5 protein-coding genes are annotated in these 4,486 nt (G+C 39.8%); all 5 read left to right on the forward strand.

Features of this window, described 5'->3' with window-relative positions:
* The first annotated feature begins 205 nt into the window (after positions 1 to 205).
* Entirely contained in the window at positions 206 to 904 is a 699-nt protein-coding gene (locus tag VB081_RS14190) for a class I SAM-dependent methyltransferase (protein ID WP_323401431.1), read from the forward strand.
* A 30-nt stretch (positions 905 to 934) separates the two neighbouring features.
* Entirely contained in the window at positions 935 to 1,615 is a 681-nt protein-coding gene (locus VB081_RS14195) for a hypothetical protein (RefSeq protein ID WP_323401432.1), read from the forward strand.
* 94 nt (positions 1,616 to 1,709) lie between these two features.
* A complete protein-coding gene (locus VB081_RS14200; RefSeq protein ID WP_323401433.1) occupies positions 1,710 to 2,519 on the forward strand; it encodes an ABC transporter permease in 810 nt (269 codons plus the stop codon).
* 17 nt (positions 2,520 to 2,536) lie between these two features.
* Positions 2,537 to 3,820, forward strand: a complete 1,284-nt coding sequence (locus VB081_RS14205; RefSeq protein WP_323401434.1) for an ABC transporter ATP-binding protein — start codon at positions 2,537 to 2,539, stop codon at positions 3,818 to 3,820.
* The coding region (locus VB081_RS14210) for a class I SAM-dependent methyltransferase (protein WP_323401435.1) at positions 3,817 to 4,486 on the forward strand (670 nt) is incomplete at its 3' end. The genes VB081_RS14205 and VB081_RS14210, both read left to right, overlap by 4 nt.

Here is a 4,486-nt window from a genome sequence, read left to right on the forward strand (position 1 = left end):
ATACTTTAAAAGCAGGAGATGTTGTTAATGTAACAGGGATGATGGCGGAGAGTATAAAGGCGGAGAACCCTGAAGGCAGTGAAGTGGAGATGCCTTTGATTGCTGGGCAAAACATATATCTTGTAGAAAAATGAATGGGTAGTAATGCAGGAGAGATCATTGATTGACTCTCCTGTAATTAATTGTAGATAAAGGGGATTTGGGAATGTGGAAGAATTATGGCCATTGTGTTTGTTGTAATGACGCAACAGAATTTGTACTGAATGGGAATGCATATCGCGACCACTATGTCTGCTCCAAATGTGGATCTATTCCGAGGCAGCGTGCTTTGATGAATGTTGTTTTAATGAATTTTCCTGAATGGGAGTTTTTTTCGATTCACGAAAGTTCGCCTTCGGGCGATGGAGCCAGTTGCAGATTAAGAAATGGATGTCAGCATTATTTGGCGACACAGTATTATGATGATGTGCCTTTGGGGAAGTCTTTTGGGTGGTTTCAAAACGAGGACCTGGAACGGCAGACTTTTCCGGATGAGTCATTCGATTTGGTTGTTACGCAAGATGTAATGGAGCATCTTTTTCACCCGGAAAGAGCATTTGCGGAAATTGCGCGGACACTAAAACCTGGCGGGGCACATGTTTTCACAGTTCCATTGATTAATCAACGAGCGCAGACGGAGAAATGGGCAGTTTTAGAGAATAAGGAAGTACATTTCCTGCACACTGCTGAATATCACGGGAATCCGATTAGTGACAAGGGCAGCCCTGTAACATATCATTGGGGATATGTTATTATGGATTTTATTTATAAAAGCAGTGGGATGACTACCAGAATATTTGAAACGGAAAGTCTGGAACTTGGAATACGTGGTCAATACTGCGAAGTTTTGGTAAGCTACAAGTAACAAAGCGCGTAAGTTTATAAGGAGAAAAATATGTTTTTGAAAAATTTTGGATATTGTCCTTGTTGCGGGCAGGAAACTCAATTTGAATCTGAAGGAGAATGGCTCCGGGATGATTATAAATGTATGAAGTGTGGCTCGTTGCCGAGAGAACGTGCGCTCTTGATGGCATTGGAAAAAACAGTGCCAGATTGGCACGAAAAGACTGTTTTTGAATATGGTTCCGTGAACAGAGAGGTCAGCCGGAGACTGGCACAGCAGAGTAGAGAATATGGGTCTACTGCTTACGATGGGGCGATTTGGGATATAGACAGATTTCAGGATGCCAAAAAACAATATGATATTATTATAACACAAGAAATATTAAATCAAATATATGATTATGAACAAGTGTTTCAACAAATTGCAGGACAGCTTAAACCCGGAGGTGCTCATATTTTTACGTTGCCGTTGGTGAGGAAGAATCATAAATCCCACAATAGCATTAAGCGAATGAATGGAGAAATCTTTTATTGGACGGGTGATGAATATATGAAAGGAGAGCCTCCACTGGATATGAGAGCCTGGGAGTGGGGATATGATATCGTAGATCGTATTTTTCGAACAAGCGGCCTTTTTACTAAAATTTTGACACTGGACAACTTAGAGTTTGGAGTGCGTGCAGAGTATATTGATGTGATGATTTCTATGAAGCCGTCAGAGAAACTCCAATAGTATACACAATTTCCAGGTGCTTTACTTAGATTTCGTATTGTGATAGAATCATATAGCATAACAGCAAGAAATATAATATACATTAAGGAAGATTATGTTAAATAAAGCAAAAGAATTCTTTCTTTTTCTCAAGGAAATTTATCAAAAGCGACAATTGATATGGAGCCTTGCGAAGAATGATTTCAGGTCAAAGTTCGCAGGTTCTTTCTTTGGTATCTTTTGGAGTTTTGTGATACCGATTATTACGATTCTGGTATTCTGGTTTGTGTTTACTGTTTTCAAAAGTTCTCCAGTAGACAACATTCCCTTCATTGCATGGTTTGTGCCTGCATATATTCCATGGATGTTTTTCACTGATTGCCTGACCGGGTCGGTTAATGTGCTATATGAGTACAGTTATCTTGTAAAGAAAATCAAGTTTCGTACGAGTATGCTTCCTCTAGTTAAGGTGTTATCGTGTTTGTTCTTGAATTTGTTCTTCATAGGTTTTATTTTCATTATCATGGCGGTCTTTCAGATACCGATCACGCCTTATGTTCTCCAGATTCCGTATTATATGGCCGCCGAGATACTGTTATGTGTAGGAGTGAGCTGGATACTATCCTCGGTTGCTGTGTTTTTTAAGGATTTGTCGGCAATGGTTAACATCATTGTACAGCTTGGATTTTGGTTGACCCCTATTTTTTGGACGGTTGAAGGTATGCCGTCGTGGCTCGGCGTTATTGCCAAGGCTAATCCGGTCTATTATATTACACAGGGTATGAGGGACACATTTCTTTATCAGCGAGGATTTTGGGAGAATCCGGAGCAAACGTTATACTTCTGGATATTTACAGGAGTATTGTTTGTGATAGGAGCTATGGTATTTAGAAAATTACGGCCTCATTTTGCAGATGTACTGTGAGGCTTTGCGAGGAAAACATGAGTAAAATTGCAGTAAGTGTTCAGAACGTGACGAAGATATATCCTTTATATGACAGGAAGTCTGATCGTTTAAAAGAGGCTCTAAGTGTTGGTAAAAGAAAACGACATAAGGAATTTTTTGCGTTAAAAAATATTTCCTTTGAGGTCAAAGAAGGAGAATGTGTTGGTTTTGTAGGAAAAAATGGTTCGGGCAAGAGTACTTTACTTAAAATTTTAACGGGTGTGCTTACACCAAGTTCGGGCACTTATAATACAGAAGGAACGATTTCTGCGCTTCTTGAACTAGGTGCAGGATTTAATTTTGAATATACTGGGATAGAAAATATATATTTGAATGGTTCGGTCTTGGGGTTTTCGCGAGAAGAGATGGATGCGAAGATGCAAAGTATTCTCGATTTTGCGGATATTGGGGATTTTGTAAACCAGCCGGTCAAGATGTATTCTTCGGGCATGTTTGTCAGGCTGGCTTTTGCAGTGGCGATCAATGTTGAACCGGATATCCTGATCGTTGACGAAGCGCTTTCAGTAGGGGATATCTTTTTCCAGCAAAAGTGTTATAAAAAGTTTCAGGATTTTAAAGAAGCCGGAAAAACGATATTATTTGTTACTCACGATATGAGCAGTATTATTAAGTATTGTAATAGGGCGTATTTGCTAAATGATGGCGAAGTTATATCTAATGGAGCCCCTAAAATGATTGTAGATCAATATAAAAAGTTGATTGCAGGGCTTGATGTGCAGGAGGAGACCGAAGAAAAGACCGGCGATGGCAGTACAACAGAAAAAGTGACGGAATGGAAAGCAAGCTACGGGATCAATCCTTCATGTTTGGAATATGGATCAAAAGAAGCAGAGATCATTGATTTTGGGATTTTTGATTCTAATGGAAGAATCGCTGTGACGTGTAACAAAGGCAACGAATATACAATTAAGATGAAGGTCTTATTCCATCAGGATGTGGAAGAACCCATTTTTGCCTTTACATTTAAGGATATTAAGGGGACGGAGATCACAGGAACCAATACTGACCTTGAAGGGATCGAGATAGGGGTTATAAAAGCAGGACAGATTGTCGAGATTGCTTTTAGGCAATCAATCAATTTACAAGGACCACAGTACTTTTTATCACTTGGTTGCACAAAATATGTGGAAAATGGCGAGTTAAAAATTTTCCATAGGCTTTATGATGTGATTAACTTAAACCTGGTAACAGAAAAGGTGTCTGTGGGATATTTTGATATGAACTCTGAAATAGAAGTATCAAATGAGGGCGAGGCATGAAAATCGGCAACGTATTGATCAATACGGATTATTATGACAGCAGTCTGCATTATTCGGACGGCGATGTAGAAGAAGAAATATTAAAGATAGTCAAGACAAGCGCAGATTATTCGTATGCTTTGGAAAAAACGGATAATTGGGCGATACTGTATCATTTGCATAAAGATCGCGAGAATATACTTTCGTGGTACCCTTTCACAGGGACAGAGGACGCGCTGGAGATTGGTGCGGGATGTGGTGCATTGACGGGACTGCTGGCGCAAAAGTGCAAAAGTGTTATGTGTAATGATATTTCTCTGCGGCGATCTGAGATCAATGCATATAAGAACGCACGTTTTGAGAATATTGAAATACGGGTGGGAAATTTTACGGATGTAAAGTTTGATAAGCAATTCGACATCATTACCCTGATAGGCGTGCTTGAATATGCGGCTTGTTATGTCGAGGAGGATAATCCGGCGGTGACAATGCTAAAAATGGTCTCGTCGATGCTAAAACCAGGGGGAAAAGTCTTGTTGGCGATCGAGAACAAGTTTGGCCTTAAGTATTGGGCAGGATGCAGGGAGGATCATACTGGAAAGTTTTTTGAGGGGCTGATGGGGTATCCTGATACGAAGGGAATCAGAACTTATTCGAAAAGAGAATTGCAGAATATTTTTATGGACT

Origin of the sequence: Christensenella sp. (genome assembly GCF_034927525.1) — a bacterium.
Lineage (GTDB): Bacteria > Bacillota > Clostridia > Christensenellales > Christensenellaceae > Christensenella.

What these genes read in the sequence shown, in the direction of transcription:
- VB081_RS14190 (WP_323401431.1), top strand. Translation starts at nt 206, where the DNA reads ATGTGGAAGAATTATGGCCATTGTGTTTGTTGTAATGACGCAACAGAA.
- VB081_RS14195 (WP_323401432.1), top strand. Translation starts at nt 935, where the DNA reads ATGTTTTTGAAAAATTTTGGATATTGTCCTTGTTGCGGGCAGGAAACT.
- VB081_RS14200 (WP_323401433.1), top strand. Translation starts at nt 1,710, where the DNA reads ATGTTAAATAAAGCAAAAGAATTCTTTCTTTTTCTCAAGGAAATTTAT.
- VB081_RS14205 (WP_323401434.1), top strand. Translation starts at nt 2,537, where the DNA reads ATGAGTAAAATTGCAGTAAGTGTTCAGAACGTGACGAAGATATATCCT.